General features: G+C 64.9%; 1 protein-coding gene. It reads right to left on the bottom strand.

Going from position 1 to position 750, the window contains the following annotated elements:
* Positions 1-329: 329 nt before the first annotated feature.
* A partial coding sequence (locus E0H50_RS42675) for a transposase (RefSeq protein WP_202868587.1) occupies positions 330-750 on the bottom strand: 421 nt, incomplete at its 5' end.

Genomic DNA, 750 nt, shown 5'->3' with positions numbered 1-750 from the left:
ACTCAACAAGTCCAGCACCACCCGCCGCCGCGCCTGCGACAACCTCTCCGCCACAACACCCTCCAAACTCAGGCGTTGCGACAATCCCCTGAAGCTGCCCTCCCGAATCGGGCAGTACGGCTCCCCAGTTCACGCACACAGCCTCCCCAAACTGGTTTCGGGAGGCTGTGTACCTGGCCCGGGAGCGCTGCTGCCCGATTCGGGAGGGCGGAACTCCCCACACACCCCACCCCGGTTGCACCAGGCCGGCGCGGGCACCCGGTCCGGTTGCGCCACGCCGGCGCGGGCACCCGGTCCGGGCACATGTCGCGGACTTCCGGCGCGGGACGCTAGTGTCCTGCTTCTGAAATTCGTTGCTTAAGTTGGTCGCGGGCGGTTTGCCCGGTGATTCGTTGGAGGTAGCGGCTGAGGGAGTCCAGGATTTCGTCGGCGGTCTTCTTCCAGACAAAGGGCTTTGGGTCGTCGTTCCAGGACTTCACCCAGGCGCGGATGTCGGCTTCGAGTGCCTGGACGCTCTTGTGGGTTCCGCGGCGGATCTTCTGCTCGGTGAGGTGCGCGAACCAGCGTTCGACCTGGTTCAGCCAGGAGGATCCGGTCGGGGTGAAGTGCATGTGGAAGCGGGGGTGTTTGGCCAGCCAGGCCTTGATCGCCGGGGTTTTGTGGGTGCCGTAGTTGTCGGCCACGATGTAGACGTCCAGGCCCTCGGGCACGGTTTTGTCGATCGTGGCCAGGAACTTCTTGAACTCGGTC

Source organism: Kribbella sindirgiensis, assembly GCF_004331435.1.
GTDB lineage: Bacteria > Actinomycetota > Actinomycetes > Propionibacteriales > Kribbellaceae > Kribbella > Kribbella sindirgiensis.
This window is presented reverse-complemented; position numbering and strand designations above follow the sequence as displayed.